This is a genomic window from Ectobacillus soli (assembly GCF_042610425.1).
Lineage (GTDB): Bacteria > Bacillota > Bacilli > Bacillales > Bacillaceae_G > Ectobacillus.
Window position 1 is genome coordinate 2,200,129 of the sequence record NZ_JBGJZM010000001.1, and the last position, 17,254, is coordinate 2,217,382.

General features: G+C 36.5%; 18 protein-coding genes and 1 other annotated feature (1 of these 19 cut by a window edge). Of the genes, 7 read left to right on the forward strand and 11 right to left on the reverse strand.

Features of this window, described 5'->3' with window-relative positions; genetic code table 11:
• Positions 1-16: 16 nt before the first annotated feature.
• Together ACAN53_RS11160 and ACAN53_RS11165 are read right to left on the reverse strand one after the other, a co-directional pair.
• Positions 17-643: a GTP diphosphokinase gene (locus tag ACAN53_RS11160; protein WP_379970315.1), complete on the reverse strand. Its 627-nt coding sequence runs from the start codon at positions 641-643 to the stop codon at positions 17-19.
• A 106-nt stretch (positions 644-749) separates the two neighbouring features.
• Positions 750-1,121: a UPF0738 family protein gene (locus tag ACAN53_RS11165; RefSeq protein ID WP_379969939.1), complete on the reverse strand. Its 372-nt coding sequence runs from the start codon at positions 1,119-1,121 to the stop codon at positions 750-752.
• 133 nt (positions 1,122-1,254) lie between these two features.
• On the opposite strand from ACAN53_RS11165, the gene ACAN53_RS11170 reads away from it, so the two are divergent.
• The 4 genes from ACAN53_RS11170 to ACAN53_RS11185 all read left to right on the forward strand — a co-directional run bounded on the left by ACAN53_RS11170 (position 1,255) and on the right by ACAN53_RS11185 (position 3,737).
• Complete coding sequence (locus ACAN53_RS11170; RefSeq protein WP_379969941.1) at positions 1,255-1,827, forward strand: CYTH domain-containing protein; 573 nt, start codon at positions 1,255-1,257, stop codon at positions 1,825-1,827.
• Positions 1,828-2,052: 225 nt separating this feature from the next.
• A complete protein-coding gene (locus ACAN53_RS11175; protein WP_379969943.1) occupies positions 2,053-2,448 on the forward strand; it encodes a globin domain-containing protein in 396 nt (131 codons plus the stop codon).
• Positions 2,448-3,338 carry a ClpXP adapter SpxH family protein gene (locus ACAN53_RS11180; RefSeq protein WP_379969945.1) on the forward strand — a complete coding sequence of 297 codons (891 nt, stop codon included), beginning with the start codon at positions 2,448-2,450 and terminating at the stop codon, positions 3,336-3,338. Before ACAN53_RS11175 ends, ACAN53_RS11180 begins: the two co-directional genes overlap by 1 nt.
• Before the next feature lie 228 nt (positions 3,339-3,566).
• Positions 3,567-3,737, forward strand: a complete 171-nt coding sequence (locus ACAN53_RS11185; RefSeq protein WP_379969947.1) for a hypothetical protein — start codon at positions 3,567-3,569, stop codon at positions 3,735-3,737.
• A gap of 282 nt (positions 3,738-4,019) precedes the next feature.
• Here ACAN53_RS11185 and pepF read toward each other — a convergent pair whose 3' ends face one another.
• The 4 genes from pepF to mecA all read right to left on the reverse strand — a co-directional run bounded on the left by pepF (position 4,020) and on the right by mecA (position 9,481).
• Positions 4,020-5,843 (reverse strand): oligoendopeptidase F, encoded by a 1,824-nt coding sequence (gene pepF / locus ACAN53_RS11190; protein WP_379969949.1) that lies wholly within the window; start codon positions 5,841-5,843, stop codon positions 4,020-4,022.
• A gap of 84 nt (positions 5,844-5,927) precedes the next feature.
• The gene (locus tag ACAN53_RS11195) at positions 5,928-7,130 is read right to left on the reverse strand and encodes a competence protein CoiA (protein ID WP_379969951.1); all 1,203 of its coding nucleotides are present in this window, start codon (positions 7,128-7,130) and stop codon (positions 5,928-5,930) included.
• A 92-nt stretch (positions 7,131-7,222) separates the two neighbouring features.
• Positions 7,223-8,758 carry a cardiolipin synthase gene (gene cls / locus ACAN53_RS11200; protein WP_379969953.1) on the reverse strand — a complete coding sequence of 512 codons (1,536 nt, stop codon included), beginning with the start codon at positions 8,756-8,758 and terminating at the stop codon, positions 7,223-7,225.
• Positions 8,759-8,812: 54 nt separating this feature from the next.
• Positions 8,813-9,481 (reverse strand): adaptor protein MecA, encoded by a 669-nt coding sequence (gene mecA, locus ACAN53_RS11205; protein ID WP_379970316.1) that lies wholly within the window; start codon positions 9,479-9,481, stop codon positions 8,813-8,815.
• Between the two features lie 348 nt (positions 9,482-9,829).
• Here mecA and ACAN53_RS11210 point away from each other — a divergent pair, with 348 nt between their 5' ends.
• Complete coding sequence (locus ACAN53_RS11210) at positions 9,830-10,504, forward strand: TerC family protein (protein ID WP_379969955.1); 675 nt, start codon at positions 9,830-9,832, stop codon at positions 10,502-10,504.
• A gap of 155 nt (positions 10,505-10,659) precedes the next feature.
• Here the strand turns inward: ACAN53_RS11210 and spxA are convergent, their stop codons facing one another.
• Positions 10,660-11,055, reverse strand: coding sequence for a transcriptional regulator SpxA (spxA, locus tag ACAN53_RS11215; RefSeq protein WP_379969957.1), 396 nt, complete (start codon positions 11,053-11,055; stop codon positions 10,660-10,662).
• Positions 11,056-11,401: 346 nt separating this feature from the next.
• Here spxA and ACAN53_RS11220 point away from each other — a divergent pair, with 346 nt between their 5' ends.
• A complete protein-coding gene (locus tag ACAN53_RS11220; RefSeq protein WP_379969959.1) occupies positions 11,402-11,605 on the forward strand; it encodes a hypothetical protein in 204 nt (67 codons plus the stop codon).
• 79 nt (positions 11,606-11,684) lie between these two features.
• Here the strand turns inward: ACAN53_RS11220 and ACAN53_RS11225 are convergent, their stop codons facing one another.
• The 4 genes from ACAN53_RS11225 to opp3b are packed head-to-tail and all read right to left on the reverse strand — an operon-like array spanning position 11,685 to position 15,622.
• Positions 11,685-12,620, reverse strand: a complete 936-nt coding sequence (locus tag ACAN53_RS11225) for an ABC transporter ATP-binding protein (protein ID WP_379969961.1) — start codon at positions 12,618-12,620, stop codon at positions 11,685-11,687.
• Positions 12,613-13,656, reverse strand: a complete 1,044-nt coding sequence (locus tag ACAN53_RS11230; RefSeq protein WP_379969963.1) for an ABC transporter ATP-binding protein — start codon at positions 13,654-13,656, stop codon at positions 12,613-12,615. Before ACAN53_RS11230 ends, ACAN53_RS11225 begins: the two co-directional genes overlap by 8 nt.
• A gap of 20 nt (positions 13,657-13,676) precedes the next feature.
• The gene (gene opp3C, locus ACAN53_RS11235; protein WP_379969965.1) at positions 13,677-14,693 is read right to left on the reverse strand and encodes an oligopeptide ABC transporter permease; all 1,017 of its coding nucleotides are present in this window, start codon (positions 14,691-14,693) and stop codon (positions 13,677-13,679) included.
• The gene (gene opp3b / locus ACAN53_RS11240; protein WP_379969967.1) at positions 14,693-15,622 is read right to left on the reverse strand and encodes an oligopeptide ABC transporter permease; all 930 of its coding nucleotides are present in this window, start codon (positions 15,620-15,622) and stop codon (positions 14,693-14,695) included. Before opp3b ends, opp3C begins: the two co-directional genes overlap by 1 nt.
• A 943-nt stretch (positions 15,623-16,565) precedes the next feature.
• Between opp3b and ACAN53_RS11245 the strand changes: the two genes are divergently transcribed.
• Positions 16,566-16,952 carry a DUF3899 domain-containing protein gene (locus tag ACAN53_RS11245; protein WP_379969969.1) on the forward strand — a complete coding sequence of 129 codons (387 nt, stop codon included), beginning with the start codon at positions 16,566-16,568 and terminating at the stop codon, positions 16,950-16,952.
• A 104-nt stretch (positions 16,953-17,056) separates the two neighbouring features.
• Positions 17,057-17,254: a binding site (T-box leader), on the forward strand (it continues 29 nt past the right edge of the window).

Here is a 17,254-nt window from a genome sequence, read left to right on the forward strand (position 1 = left end):
CACCCTTTAAATTTTATTATTCTAACTCTGTTTTTCGAGAGAAAACCTTTTGTGCTTCTTGTATTTCAATACGTATGGATGACATCTCTTCATCAAGTCGAAAGGCCGCTTCTGCTGCACGCTGCAAGCGTTCCCGAATGTCTGTTGGAAAATTCCCTTTATACTTATAATTTAAGGAATGCTCAATCGTTGCCCAAAAATTCATCGCTAACGTTCGAATTTGAATTTCAACGAGTACTTTCTTTTCTCCTTGAATCGTTTGTACCGGGTATTCCACAACGACATGATACGAGCGATAACCACTTTCCTTATTCTGCGTCACATAATCTCGCTCTTCCACTATTTCAAAGTCATTTCGTCTACGTAAAATCTCTACAATAGGCTTTATGTCATCAACAAATTGGCACATCATACGAAGACCAGCTATATCCTGCATCTCTTCTTCCAATTTATCGAGAGAAATATTTCGTTTCACTGCCTTATCAAGAATGCTTGCTTCGGATTTAACTCTTCCCGTTACAAACTCAATAGGAGAATGCTTCGTACTCATTTCAAACTGCGAGCGCATTCCTTTTAATTTAACCTTTAATTCTGATACTGCTTGTTCATAAGGCGCTAAAAATTCTTCCCAATTGCGCATAATTACCACCATCCAATACATAATCCCGCTTTAATGATTGGCAGTTCCTTTACTTCCGAACATTAAAGTTTGATCCTTCATTCTCACTCGTCTTCCTCTTCTGAATAGACTACAGAAAAATTTCCTCTACCGTCTTCACGAGTGTCTCCCCATAATTTGCGTTACCTTCAATATTTCGAATTAAATACTGCAGTTCTTCTTTCATCATCTTTAGCTCAAGTTCTTTTCCATCCAATCTTATGTATGCCTTCTTCTGCTTTACCATCAGCGTTTTACAAAATTCCCAATACGTATGCGGAATCGCCACATAGCAATAATCCTCTTCACTTTCTAACATATATAAAAATGTAAGATGATTAGAATCTACTAGCATATGTTCATGCGGCTTCCACTCGTCTAAAACAAAATCTGTATATTCAGTGGAAAGGATAAGACGATCTTCAATCCATTCGGCACTGCTAATTATAATTTGTTTGTGCATGTATCATTGCCTCCAATAATTCCAACTGCATCATGCATATTTATTGTAACATAACAGAGTAGATTACAAATAAAACATTGAATCAATTTACGTGAAAAGGGATAATAAGAACCAAAAGAAGGAGAGAATACCGATGAGTCAAGAAACTGAAATTGAAGTGAAAAATTTAATTACAAAAGAAGAATTTGAAACACTCTGTGCATTTTTTTCCGTTACAACCTTTACAAAGCAAGTAAATCACTATTTTGAAACAAAAGATCAGGCTATCAAAGATCATGGATGTGCTCTTCGAATTCGGTTCAAACACGACACCTATATACTGACATTAAAGCAGCCCCTTGCAATTGGATTATTAGAAACACATCAAGAACTAACAAAGGATGAAGCTGCGCAAATGATGGAAACTGGACAGATAGTTGAAGGACAAGTGGCAACGATTCTAAAGAGTATGAATATCACGACTCCCCTTACATACTATGGCCGTTTAACGACCGAACGTGCTGAAATCAAATATAAAGGTGGAGTACTTGTTTTTGACCATAGCTTTTATTTTCAAGAAGACGATTATGAACTCGAATATGAAGTAGATGAAGAATATAAAACAGAAGCCTTTTTTCAACTGCTATCACACTACAAAATCCCTATACGTCCAACTAAAAACAAAGTGCAACGCTTTTTTCTTGCCAAACAAAAAAACGTCAACTAGTATAAAGTAAATCTTTCCTCTCGGATTGGCATGAAGCTTATCCCCGTACACAAACTTTATGCTGCTATAGTACAACAGGTCACTTTAGTTGCTCTATATGATACACTATTGCTACAATATAGGTATCTTCTATTTCCAGTATAAAATTACCGGATAGATTGTTAAATAACGCTAAACCCATATGCACAAAAATAGATATATAAACGGAAGAAGGAGTAGCCAAGTATGAATCAAAATTCAATTACACCATTCGATGCAATTGGCGGCGAACACGTCCTTGCAACATTGGTTGATACCTTTTATTCGTACGTGAGTCAGCATCCAGATTTAGCTCCCATCTTTCCGAATGACTTGACGGAAACAGCCCGCAAACAAAAACAGTTTTTAACACAATACTTCGGCGGACCGGCTCTTTATACGACAGAGCATGGTCATCCGATGCTTCGTGCCCGTCATCTTCGGTTTGAAATTACACCTAAGCGTAAAGATGCGTGGCTTTCTTGTATGGAACGTGCACTAGATGACGTTGGAATAGAAGGACCAATTCGAGAATTTGTGAGGGAGCGTTTGCAATTAACTGCTACGCATATGGTCAATACTCCTGAAACAGGTGAGGAATAATGAACAAACCAGAATCTGACAAAGTTCTACCCATGCCTTTTCACCGGTGTGTAAAGAAGCCAATCGAAGCATTTCTATTTATCGACCCTCTTTGCGGAGATTGTTGGACGATTGAGCCGCTTATTATTAAGTTTATTCTCGAATATGGTGACTATTTTTCACTTCGTTATATTTTAACAGGAAAAGCAGAATCTTCCTGTTACAATCCACACACATGGAATAAACCCGCTAATATTCGATTTGTGTGGGAAAAAACGTCAAGTCTCCACGGATTTTCTTGCGATGGTAAAATCAATATGTACCATTTTGATTCTTCTCCTTATGTTTGTTCTTTTGCTGTGAAAGCAGCTGAATTGCAGGGAAGAAAAGCAGGTTCAATCTTTCTACGTAAGCTACGTGAGCATTTGTTTTTGCACCACGTAGAAGTACCGGATCGTGAAATATTGATTTCCATCGCTAAACATAGTGGAATTGACGTTGAAGAATTCACGCATGATTTACACTCGGCTAGTGCAGCAAAAGCATTTCAATGCGACTTAAAATTTACAAATGAAATGCATATAACAGAAGTTCCTTCACTTATATTTTTCCAAGCAAATTCTGATGAAGAAGGCGTTAAAGTAGCGGGTATCTATTCATATACAGTATACGCACAAGTGCTGAAGGAAATGATGAATGAAGAATTATTACCAAAACCTCTTCCTACCATGGAAGAAACGATAAAACGATTTGAATTTTTGACGACAGATGAAATTGCTACCATTTATGAGCTATCTGTTGTGGAAGCAGAAATGGAACTAAAAAAACTTCAACTTAAACGGAAAGTCGCGCAATATTCGACAGAAAAAGATATATATTGGATGCTCGTAAAAGAAAACGACTCTGTTTAAAAACAGAGTCGTTTCTTTTACGGCTTATAAAATTTTAAAGGGGATGGGAGAAATTTCACGTTCAAACAAAGGGGTATATGTTTGTTTGTGAATTAGTTCACGGATATTATGTTACAGCATCCGACTCATTATGACAACAGTTTTTATTTTTAATTCACAAAAAAGTCACATTCTAACTCTTTTTCCCTATGAATATATTATAAAAGCGTAAATAGGGGGTATATACACATGATTCAAAAAATATTGATTAGTCTTGTAATAATCAGTTTTGTATTTCTGTTATACTTACTTTCCTTACTTCAGCTCTTTCCGATCCTACTTGCCGTCCCGCTATTATTTGCCAGCATTGTTTTTTCTATCTCACTCGTAAACGGACACAAACGATTTCGAGGGTTTTAGTCTTTATTCCTAACCAATAAAAAAAAGACGCAATCTGCGTCTTTTTTTAGGCTGTTTTCGTAATGTTTGTTGCTAATTAGATGTTTTTATTTTATCTATCTGAGTTGATTGGAGCGGAAGGCACTTGACTCCTGCGGGAAAAGAGGGAAGTGGGAGACCCCGCAGGCGGTAACGCCGAGGAGGCTCCCCTCCCTCCCCGCGGAAAGCAAGTGCCTGGAGCGGAGATCAACGGGCAAAGTATAGTCTAAAAACAACAATTTATGCGAAAAGAGCCTTTTTTTATTACTTTTCAAACAAAAGCTGTTCAAATTCATTTAATTTTTCTTCAAAGACTTGCAAAGCCTCTTTCACAGGTTCAGGAGACGTCATATCAACGCCAGCCTTCTTTAACACTTCAATCGGATAATCTGAGCTTCCTGCCTTCAAGAAGTTTGAAATATAACGTTCTACTGCCGTTTCCCCTTCGTCTAAAATTTGTTTGGATAATGCAGTAGCGGCACTATATCCTGTTGCGTATTGATATACATAATAATCGTAGTAGAAATGCGGAATGCGGGCCCATTCCAAACCAATTTCTTCATCAATAACTAAATTTTCTCCAAAGTATTTCTTATTTAAATCATAATACAGCTGCGTAAGGAAATCTGGTGTCAATGCTTGCCCTTCCTGTGCCTTCTTATGAATAAGATGCTCAAATTCAGCAAACATCGTTTGACGGAATACGGTGCCTCGGAAACCTTCTAGATAGTGATTTAGCAAATAAATGCGTTTCTTTTTATCATCAGTCGTTTTTAATAAATAATCATTCAATAACGCTTCATTACATGTAGAGGCAACCTCTGCTACGAAAATAGAATAGTCACCATAAACATATGGTTGATTGTTTCGTGTATAGTAGCTGTGCACCGAATGTCCGAATTCATGAGCTAGTGTAAATAAACTATTCACATTATTTTGCCAGTTCATTAACACATAAGGATTCGTACCATATGCTCCTGAAGAATAAGCACCACTTCGTTTTCCACGGTTTTCATACACATCTACCCAACGATTTTCGAATGCATCCTGTAAGATTGCTACATACTCATCACCAAGCACCGTAAATGCCTTAAGTAATGTCTCCTTGGCTTCCTCATATTTAACTTCCATTTTTACTTCTTTCACAAGCGGTGTATACAAATCATACATATGAATGTCATCCAGCTCCAAGGCGCGTTTTCGAATATCCACATAACGATGAAGCAAGGAAAGATTATCATTTACCGTGTTTACGAGCTGATCATAGACACTTTCAGGAATATTATTGTTACTAAGCGCAGCTTCTCTTGCAGAGCTGTATTTACGAACGCTTGAATAGAAATTATTTTTCTTAACAGCTCCGCTTAATGTACTTGAAAATGTATTTTTGTATGCACCGTACGTACTGTATACAGCCTTAAAGGCATCCTCACGAACACGTCGATCATCACTCTCTAAAAATTGAATATAGCGGCCATGTGTTACTTCAACTTGATTACCCGCTTCATCTTTTATTTCTGGAAACTTTAAATCGGCATTATTTAACATACCAAACGTATTACTAGAACTACGAAGGACTTCAGACGCCTGAGCTAAAATAGCTTCTTCGCTTTCTGTTAGTACATGCGGACGCTGACGATTAATTTCATCTAAAGCATGTGTATATAACTTCAAATCATTATTTTCTTGTAGAAAGGATGCAACTGTTTCTTCTGGAATCGCTAAGATTTCAGGAACAATATATGCCATTAAGCTAGATGCTTGAGCGTAAAGACCTGTAGCTCTATCATTCAATGCTTGATACACTGAATTCGTTGTATCTTCATCATAGCGCATATGAGCATATGTATACAGCTTACCAAGACGAAGCATGACTTCATCTTCAAATTTAAAAACAGCTAACAAATCATTTGCAGATTTTCCGAGTTTCCCCTTAAAATCATTTACTTTTGGTAATATATCTTTCACATTAGAAAACTCTTGCTCCCATTGCTGATCAGACGTAAAGATGTCTTCTAATCGCCATGTATATTGCTTTTCCGCATCTTTACGACTTGGCAATGTCTTAGTTACTTGTTGTTCACTCATCTAAAAAGCCTCCTTTTTCTAACACAATACTATATTTCGCCTTGCCTAACAGGATTCCTGCTACTTCCCTTCGTACTCTTCCTATTATATCCTTTTTCTCTCAGATGATGTTACTGGTTGCCCTTGAAAAAGCGAAAGCGCCCTCTGCATAGCTATATCGTCGGATTTCAATGCTTCTTCTAAAGTTACAGGAATTCTGACATTTGCAGTCTTTTGAAATGAAACTTGTGATAGGCTGCGAATAATCCCTGATTGTTCTAAAAATCGTCCATATTCCATGAAAGCCAGCTTAGGAAAGGCTGGAGGAAAATATGGTAATAGCCTTGGCTTCCATCTCTTCTTTGCTGTTAACCTCGCATAAATTGTTAACCAAGAGAAAGATTCCCCGATCTGAAGCCTTTCCAGTTCTTCAAGAAGAACATAGCTTTGCCAAAGAAGCGCGGGAGTGTGAATACTAACAAGAGAAGGAAGAGGAACAGCAATCTCAGAGGGAAAAAGCGACGGAGGTATGCTCTTTTCATATAAAAACCGTAGAAAATGGGAGTGATTACGCATAGAGAACAGACCTGATTCTCGCCATCGTCGTTTTTTCTTATTCCATTGTATTGCTAAATGATTAGGTTGCATGAAGGATGGGGACAAAAGAGAATGGATGGATGTCGTTTTTACAGGAAGATATTGAATATGAGAGAAGGATTGTGAGGTAGAGTAAGGTGTGATATGACTACAACGATAAAAGGCGGCCGCATTTGGGCAAAAGTAAACCAGAAAAGGCGGATTTCCTTGTGTAAATAGTGTATGAAACGAGGTAGTATGAAGAAAGTTCGATCCGTTACGTTTAAATTGGTTTCCACCTAAAATCCACAACACTCGTATTCCTTCGTTCCAATACGAAGTCGTACGCTTCACAAATTCATCAGGCTGTATAATCGAACATTGAAATTCAACAGCTACGCGAGTTTTTCCTGATATGAGCAATAAATCGGGCCTCTGTTTAATACTGCTTATATAAGACTCAAGCTCGACATTCATATTTTGCGATACAAACCAGTTATAAAGCAATTCCTTTCCATACAGATGATAGGGTGATTCACGTTCCTGCTGCAAAAGACAGTTGTTTCGTCTGTGAGCGAAATGAGGTTTGTTCTTCTCCCCTATCTTCATAAGCACTTGTTGCTGGCAAATCGGACAAAAGAAATGTTCATTTTGCTTCACAATAGGAAGATTTTCTTTGCAAAACTGGAGGGCGTTTATTCGTTCCCCTTTTTCATTTACCGCAATAAACAATCTATCACGCTCCTTTCGTTATCTATCTTTTTCTACACAGATAGACACTGCTCCTACTTCCAAACATAAAAAAACCGCTATTTGCAAAAAATTTACAAAAGCGGAGAAAGTAAGCGATAGGTTGATTCAATAACCCGTAGAAAAATCGACCGATTCTGAAATTGATCTAAATCGATTTCCTCTGAAACGAGCAAATCATTTTCAAAGTCTTGGACAAGCTCCTTCACGCTCGGCGTACCATATAAAAAAGCATTGACTTCAAAATTTAGATGAAAGCTACGCATATCCATATTTGCGGTTCCTATGGAGGCAATTTCACCATCTACAATTACAATTTTACTATGCATAAATCCTTTGGTGTATTCGTATATTTTCGCACCTACCTCTAATAATTCTGGGAAGTATGAACGTGAGGCATAAAATACCGTTTTCTTATCTGGCTTGCTTGGAACAAGAAGTCTAACATCAATTCCAGCAATTGCCGCCATCTTAAGTGCCCCTAAAACATCATCGTCCGGAATAAAATAAGGAGTCGCAATCCAAATGGACTTGCGCGCTGACGAAATCATTGCAAAGTACAAAATTTTTATCGTTTCCCACTTATTATCCGGTCCTCCGGCAACGAGCTGAACAGCGCCAAGATTATCATCTTGAACTCGTTCTGCGCATAAAAACTTTTCGTCTTGCAATGTCTGCTCTGTCATATAAAACCAATCTTGCATAAAGAGAAGCTGCAAGCTTTGCACTGCCTCACCGCGCATATACAGATGCGTATCTCTCCAAAATCCGTAGAATGGATTTTTTCCTAAATACTCATCCCCAATATTTAGCCCTCCAACAAACCCTTTATTTCCATCAACAACAATTATTTTTCGATGATTTCGATAATTAATTCGATCATTTAAAATGGGAAAATGAACAGGAAAGAAAGGCACAATATCTACACCTGCCATGCGTAAATCTGCAATGTACTGTTTAGAAAGATGGAGGCATCCTACTGCATCATATAAGAAACGAACTTGCACTCCTTCTTTTACCTTCTGTATTAATAACTCTTTTATCTCAGTACCAAGCGTATCATGGCGCACAATATAAGATTCCATATGTATGTGATGCTTTGCCTTTTTCAACACTGCTAATATTTTTGCAAAGGTTTCTTCCCCGTTCGTAAGCACCTTTGTTTCCGTACAATGGGATAAGGCTAGCTTTCCATAGGATTCTGCTAAACGAAATAACAGCTCTTGATGCTTTTGTGGCGTTATATGATTATCTTCCGTTTCCTTATACCGCAAAAATTTTTTTTCATCTAATACTGCTTTCTTTTGAAACATTCTTTTTTTTCGGTAGTTTTGTCCAAATAATAAATAGGCAAAAAAACCAACAACCGGAAAAATACCGAGTACAATAAGCCACGTTAATGTTTTCGAAGGATTTCGATTTTCTAAAAAGATGACGCATCCAATAAGAAAAGCAGAAAGAGTAATCAAGATACTGAGTGCTTTCACAATTGATGCTCCACGAAGTTGCGTAATACCTGAATAAATAACTGAATCATTGTACATTCGAAGGACAACAAACAAAACGGACAGTACGATAAATAGAAAACCAAGCTTTAGTATATTCTTCATACTTGTGCATCCCTTCTTCATAAAAAAAGTCGATTTCATTAGTAAGAAATCGACTTATGATACGGGTGGGAAATTTGAATGAATAACATCTAATGCATTCTGTGCAATGATTTGCTTTCCGTATTCTTGAACACGATAGATGGTCATAGCAGATTCTTCCCCATATTCTAACAAGATACTAAGAATCATATCAATTTCCTCTTCTTCATGCTCTGTTTCATCGAATTCTACATATAAATAGTAGCGTCCCTCATATGAATACAATTCGTTTTTACTATCCGCAAGTTGTAGACGATGGCTTAGAGTTATAACATCATCGAAGTCTGCAAATTTAACAAGAAAGCCCAACATACCATCTTTATTTAAGTACATGAAATCCTCTTGCTCTAATTGTTCTTCAAATAATGCTTCCAATCGCTCATCCATTGGAATATCGATGACTTTATCAAGAAGTGGCAATTCTAATTTCTTTCCATCCTTTGATAACTGGGCCTTCGTAACAATCACTTCAATCCCTTTATCAAGCGCTTGCACCTGTATCCAAAGCGGACCATCAACAAAGAAATCGTCTTGATCACGAACTTCATCCATCATTTCCCAGAATAATTGTTCGCTTCGTTCTCGATTGTACCAAATTTCTTCGCGATTAAATCCCCGCTCCTCTATATCGATGTAAGATATATAAAACTTAACAGTGTTCTCATTAATTCTTTCAATTTCCATCATTAGATCTCTCCCTTCTTTCTTTTAAATGTTCTATGAAGGGAAGCCCCTTAGCATGTAGTGACATCATTATACATCGTTTGTTGCTAATAGAAAATCTTGTACTTTCATTTTATGATAAGACGAGGAAGAATGGAAATAAAATCATTGTTTTTTAGAAAAAACAGTCATTTACCCATTATTTATCGCCTAAGATTAAAAAGAAGAACACCTTTACATTCCTTGACAGATTGAATACGCTCCCTTATATTGATGAGAGAACTTGGACATAGGGATTACTATGTACCTGAAAATTTTTAATGAGGTATTATACCTTTCAGAATATTTTAATATGACGGGGGAAACAAAATGGATTTTGATATTATCATGTCGATATTAATAATTATTGGCATCGATATTGTACTTGGAGGAGATAATGCCATTGTCATTGCCTTAGCTAGTCGCAATCTCCCAGTTAGCGTTAAAAATAGAGCGATATTTTTCGGTACGGGACTAGCTGTAATTATACGAATCATTTTAACCATTCTTGCTGTCTTTTTATTAAAAATTCCATTTTTACAATTTGTCGGTGGCATGCTCCTGATCTTTATTGCTTATAATCTCCTTACCGAAAATGGGGAAGATACATCCTCAATTAAGCCGGCATCAACACTACTTAGTGCAGTAAGAACGATAGTATTCGCCGATGTTGTAATGGGGTTTGATAATGTATTAGCCATTGCAGGTGCTGCAAATGGTCACATTGTGCTTGTTATGATTGGCTTATTATTTTCTGTTCCTATCATCGTCGGAGGAAGTAAAATCATTTTAATTTTTATGGAAAAGCATCCTTCTCTTGTTTATTTTGGAGCGGGTATACTCGGATACACTGCAGGAAATATGATCGTACATGAACCGAGACTTTCCGTTTTCTTTTCTACCTACTCATTCTTGCAAGTAGTTGTACCAATTGCAACGATTGTACTTATTCTATCGGCAGGCTACCTTACAAACATAATGAAGCCGAAAAAAATTCATCATTAAAAGCAGGGTGGAAACTTATCTTAGCGGTGACGGAAAATTCTCACCGCTATTTTATTTTTTCATTGTTTGCGGGTATAATCGAAGTTCTCATGTGCCCGTCATCTCAATTCTAAAAACATAAAAAAAAGCCCTGATAACAGGACCCTTTCACACTTTTAATTAACAAGTCTTTGTGCTTCGCGCAATTGAAAAGTACGAACAGTACGAGGTAAAAAGCGACGAATTTCGTCTTCATTATACCCAACTTGTAGGCGCTTTTCGTCAATAATAATAGGTCGACGAAGAATACCCGGATACTCTTGAATAATCTTATACAACTGCTGCAATGGTAATGATTCTAAATTAACATTCAACTCTTGAAAAATTTTCGAACGTGTTGAAATAATTTCATCTGTTCCACTTTCTGTCATACGTAAAATCTCTTTTATTTCGTCAATTGATAACGGATCGGAAAAGATGTTTCTTTCTGTATATGGAATGTTATTTTCCTCTAACCAAAGCTTAGCCTTTCTACAAGACGTACAACTTGGTGAACTATATAATTTTACCATCTGGTACTCACTCTCCCTAGTCATGAGTATTAACTAACATAAATTCTAAAATCATCCACTAAGTGAAATTAATTTTCATTTTACAATTACTATAAATAAGAACCTGTTGAAATTATTATACAATAAGTTGAAAAAGAAATATATACTTATTTATTTAAAAATTAAAAAAACCTATACAAACATTGTACAATTATGAGTAATCGAAGAATTTTGCTGTATATTGTCATATTTATTATTTTGAATTTCTATCTCACTCGTAAATCCTAAAATTTTTGTTTCATTTTCTTTTCTTCTTAAAGCGTTTCCACTACAATAGATAGTAGATATTCGTTGGGAGGAATGAATCATGGTAGGATATTTTGTTGATCTTATTATTGTAGCGATTTTAATTATAGGAATAACGGCTACTATAGGTATAATTACAAATGGCATCGGAGAAAAATTCTTTGGTGGAAGAAAACATCGTGAATTTATTGATCAAAGTGCTAAAACGCAAATTGGCTGGAATACAGTTGGTGGAAAAGGAATTTATAAAAAACATACGTATTAATGTTGTATAAGTGTTGTACAAGTATAGGTTTAAAAAGAGGTAGCATGATTATCATGCTACCTCTTTTTTAGTTTTGTACTTACTTATATAACTCTTTGTATGTTTTAAACTCCGCTTCCGAGCATAAAACCCAATGTCCCGGACGAATCTCACGCATTTGCGGCTGTTCGTCACCATAGTTATGAATAGATGGATCGTATTTAATACGTCTACGATTGCGTTCATAAGCAGGATCTGGTAACGGAATAGCTGATAATAACGATTTTGTATAAGGATGAACGGCGTGAGAATATACTTCATCACTATTCGAAAGCTCTACAAGCTTCCCACGATACATTACACCAATTCTATCGCTAATATATTTAACCATAGATAAATCATGGGCGATAAATAAAAACGTTAACCCTTTTTCTGCTTGCAGTTTCTTTAATAAGTTTACAACCTGTGCTTGGATTGAAACGTCAAGAGCAGAAATTGGTTCATCGGCAATAATAAACTCAGGATCAACAGCAAGTGCACGTGCAATGCCAATACGTTGTCTTTGACCACCAGAAAATTCATGTGGGTAACGACTCGCATGTTCACGATTTAGTCCTACTGTTTCCAATAGTTCATAGACGCGGTTCATACGTTCTTCCTTCGTTTTTGCCAACCCATGAATATCAATTCCTTCTGCTACGATGTCTGCTACAGTCATACGCGGGTTTAACGAAGCATACGGATCTTGGAAAATCATTTGCATTTTACGATTAAATTTCTTTAATTCTACCCTAGATTTTTTTCCATGTACATCAACGCCGTCAAATTTCACTTCACCATCTGTTGCATCGTATAAACGAATAATGGATCTTCCTGTTGTCGATTTACCAGAACCTGATTCTCCAACAAGTCCGAACGTTTCGCCCTTATAGATATCAAATGTAATACCATCAACAGCCTTTACGACCCCACCGCTTACAGAGAAATGTTGCTTTAAATTTTTAACTTCAATCAATTTTTCATTGTTATTATTCATTATTCGCACCTGCTTTCATTTGGCGGATACGATTTTTAACAATTTCAGGAGGCTCCATATCCGGTGCATTTTCATGGAGCAACCATGTTGCTGCATAATGAGTTGGACTTACCTTAAACATAGGTGGTTCCATTTCGTAATCAATCTTTAATGCCCGCGGATTACGTGCTGCAAACGCATCACCTTTTGGCGGCTTAATTAAGTCAGGAGGTGTACCTGGAATTGCATATAACTCGTCTTCTCCTCCGTCTAAACTTGGCATAGACGCAAGCAATCCCCATGTGTATGGATGCTTTGGATTGTAGAATATTTCATCTACCGTTCCAATTTCTACAATTTTCCCGGCATACATAACAGCAACGCGATCGGCTACGTTGGCTACAACACCAAGATCATGGGTAATAAAGATGATGGATGATTCTGTTTTTTGTTGAATGTCTTTCATAAGCTCCAATATTTGTGCTTGAATGGTCACGTCAAGAGCAGTTGTTGGTTCGTCTGCAATTAATAGCTTTGGATTACAAGAAAGAGCCATTGCAATTACTACACGTTGTCTCATACCACCAGAAAACTGGTGAGGATATTGTTTCACGCGTAATGCTGAATCAGGAATTCCAACAAGATCTAAAAGTTCAATTGCTACTTTTCGTGCATCTTGTTTATTCATATTCTGATGCTTAATAAGGCCTTCCATTATTTGAACTCCAACTGTCATAGTTGGATTTAACGACGTCATCGGATCTTGGAAAATCATCGCAATTTCTTTTCCACGAATGGATTGCAATTCTTTTTCATTCATCTTAGTAATATCTTTACCATCAAATAGGATTTCTCCGCCCTTAATGCGTCCAGGGGGGCTCGGAATAAGTCCCATTAATGCCTTAGAAGTGACTGATTTACCGGAACCAGATTCTCCAACAATGGCTAATGTTTCTCCCTTTTTCACATCGAAGTTTACTCCGCGCACCGCTTGTACTTCACCGCCATGCGTTTCAAAGGAGACTTGCAAGTCTTTTACTTCTAACAGCTTTTCCATTCTATTCTCTCCTTCCTATATTACTTACGCATTTTTGGATCGAGTGCGTCGCGCAAACCATCTGCAAATAAGTTAAAGCTTAAAATAAGCAAACTAATAACAATAGATGGAACGATCATCATATGTGGATATGTTTGTAGTGATTTGAATCCATCACTTACAAGTGATCCAAGAGATGCAAACGGAGGACGAATCCCTAATCCGATAAAGCTTAAGAAGGCTTCGGAATAAATCGCCGTAGGAATAGTAAACATTGTCATAACAATAATAGGACCCATTACATTTGGAATCAAATGTTTGGCAATTAGCTTACTATTAGAAGCTCCTAATGTACGCGAAGCAAGAACATATTCTTGTCCTTTTAATTTCAACATTTGACCACGAACAATCCGTGACATATTAATCCACCCAGTAATAACCATCGCCAAGGATATCGATAATATACCTGGCTGTAAGACGAGCACAAACAAGATAACAATAATCAGGAATGGAATCCCATTCAATACTTCTACAATACGCTGCATGATATTATCCACACGTCCGCCGTAGAAACCAGATATACCACCATATGTGACCCCAATGACCATGTCAATAATTGCAGCTAAAAAGCCGATATAGATAGAAACGCGTGTACCTTCCCATGTTCTTGCCCAAAGATCACGTCCTAAATCATCCGTACCAAACCAGAAGTATTCAGTTACTTCTTTCTTTTCGTACTGATTCACACCGTATTGATCTGTCCCATTAAAAGGAAGCCAAGATACTTGTTCTAAAACTGGAATTCTTGGTGGAAGCTTCGCACGATTTAAATCTTGATCTTTATACGAATACTTACTCATCGCAGGGCCAAATGCCGCAAAGAAGAAAACGATAAGTAAGATGACAAGACCTACAACTGAACCTTTATTTCGGAACAAACGTGCTCTTACATCTTGCCAATAGGTTAAGCTCTTACGAACAATTTGTTCATGATCTCCAGCGTTTTTATTAGCAGGCTGAAACAAATCAGGAGATAAATTATATTGTTTTTCTTCCATCAGTTTTTCCCTCCTGCTACTCGAATACGAGGATCAACTACTCCGTATAGCATGTCTACAAGGAAAATAACAAGGACAAATAATGCACTATAGAAAATAGTCGTACCCATAATCACTGTATAGTCGTTCAAAATAATAGATTGAACAAATTGTTGCCCTAATCCCGGAATAGAAAAGATTTGTTCAATTATTAGTGTTCCTGTCATTAAATTAACTGCTAATGGGCCTAGAATTGTAATAACTGGGATTAATGCATTTCTTAGTGCATGTTTGATAATAACACCTAATTGACCAATCCCTTTTGCCTTTGCAGTAACAATATAATCAGAAGCAAGTACTTCTAATAGCTCTGATCTTGTAAACCGCGCAACATTCGCAATTACGACAGCAGACAATGCTATCGTTGGAAGAATGGTATAGGAAAATCCCTTCCAGAATGCTACTGGCAAAATTTCTAGCTTAACACCTACATAATATTGTAATAGTCCTGCAAATACAAAGGAAGGAATCGATATACCTAGCACAGAAATAACAGTTGCCGTGTAATCAACCCACGTGTTATTTCGCAGTGCAGCTACAATTCCGAGCAATAGCCCAATTATAGTTCCAAACACAAGTGCTTGAAATCCTAGATATGCAGATGGTCCAATTCGAGTCCCAATTAACTCAGTTACTGGACGATTGTCATATTTAAAAGATACGCCTAAATCACCTTGTACAAGATGTACCATATATCTTCCATACTGAACTGGTACAGGGTCATTTAGTCCATACTTTTCCAAAATGATTTGACGTTGCTGCGGTGAAAGTTTTTCTTGGTTTTGAAGCGGGGAACCTGGAAGAAGCTTCATCAAGAAGAACGTAAAGGTTGTAATCAAAAACAAAGTAATAATCATGTACACGAAACGTTGAAATATATAACGTCCCACACTAGCACCTCCCTATATTTTGCGAAATGTTCTAACAATTAACCCTCCGAAATACACTTTTCTTTATATATAGTAAAAGAAGAGTACACATCGAAAATGAGACATACTCTCTTGGACTATTAAAACAAATACTCTTTTCCTTCATTACTCGGATTAACTCCTGTAGAGCTTGATGATGATAGGATGAACGTATAACAACAGTAGCAAGCGTGTCAAAGGAGATAAAAATGATTTATACTTTTCATCAAGAAAAGTCTCTCACTTACTATGCAATCGGTTGTTGTTTATTCCATAGATGACGTAAATGTAGCATCCATGCTATCCATGCAGAGTAATCTACAGTATCAAATTTTAACAATTAGAGTCGAACCGTGTCAACATCAAAAGCTTACCATTTATTGAAGTCTTCACTCATTCATCGCCCGTTTTCATTCTTATAAATAATCTAATTTGTATACTATATAAGGAATGAAAACAGTTACTTTTTCTTAACATCTACTTCATTTAAAACAGTTCACACAATTGACATTTTCATTCGTTTAAACGAACAAAAATTACAAGAAACACGTATTGATATCTTTTATCAATAACGTATATTCGTATTCACGTAAATCCCTATGTATGATTACAAAGGTTCAAAGTAGAATCTTTGTAAAATAAAAAAAGCCTCTTGCCTTCGATAGATGCACCATTTTTTTAATATAACGGTTTTATACAATAGTTCTCGCAATTATTAGCCAGTTATTACAATTTTAATTATACATATAATCTGACAGTTGTGAATAGTGATTTTTCGGTTTTTCGAAATCTTTCTACATTTTACTCTGTTAATGTTCGTGAATTCGACGAAAATTCTTACTATTTCCGTATTGGAAATACTCCTCTTTTTATTTTATATAGTATAATGTTCCTACTAGTCCTTATGTAACGGAGGTTGAGTCAATTGAATCGCAATATTGTTCTAACGAGTATACTTTCTTTAGCTACTTTAGTACTATCAGCAATCTTAGCTTTCGTATACGGCCGTTCCCTATTTTTACTTCATTTTGTTAATATAATGTTTTACATTGCACTCTTACTTGTCATAATCGGTGGGTTTTTGTTTATCTTTGAACGAGGCGGATATAATGTGATACGCTACGCTTTCCATAAGGCCCGTTTTTTTATAAAACCGAAAGAAGAAGCAATGATTGCTGAAGTAGAAGGGGAAAAAAATGAAAAGAAAATGCTTTATCAAACATATTCCTTTACGTTCACATATCCGATTTTGCTAACAGGGATTTTTTCTGCACTGCTTTCCACTATCATTAGCTTCATGTTTCTTGTATAGGTTGCAAGATAATAAATATTTTTGTTATAATGGAATGCAAAGAATAACGAACTGCTTACCTATTTTATCTAACATTAAGCGCAGCATCATTACTGCGCTACTTATACGAAGCGTTGAGAAAGAAAAGTACGTATTGCAACAATTTATAGAGAGCTTGTGGCTGGTGTAAACAGGCATTTGTGCAATACGGAATGGGCTTTTGAGCACCAAACCGAAATTAAGTAGGCTTTGGCGTTTCATCTAACGTTAGCAGATGCCGTTTTAAACGGAGTAAGAGATTTTGCGTAAAGCAAAATAAGTAG